At 61.1% G+C, this 229-nt stretch carries 1 protein-coding gene; it reads left to right on the forward strand.

Annotated elements, in window-relative coordinates; genetic code table 11:
- On the forward strand, positions 1–229 hold a 229-nt coding region (locus tag KVT34_RS31555), incomplete at both ends, for a hypothetical protein (RefSeq protein ID WP_217563423.1).

Consider the following 229-nt stretch of genomic DNA (forward strand, 5'->3'; position numbering starts at 1 on the left):
TAGGCAATTCGGTCCCCCTCTTTTTGGCCGCGAGGTTGATGGCGGGCCCGGGGGGGTCCATCCATGGGGAAATTTTGGTATCGGGAACCGATACGCCGGGAGAAGCGGGCCCCCCCCAACCTGGAGAGGGAGATTCGGGAACGAAGGGTAACCCCCCCAATATTTTTTCGGAAGGGGCTTCGGGAGGGGTGAGGATGGCGGGACAGATAATCGCCCTGCTGATCGCGTT

The sequence above is a fragment of the Paenibacillus sp. GbtcB18 genome (assembly GCF_019091125.1).
Lineage (GTDB): Bacteria > Bacillota > Bacilli > Paenibacillales > NBRC-103111 > Paenibacillus_F > Paenibacillus_F chitinolyticus.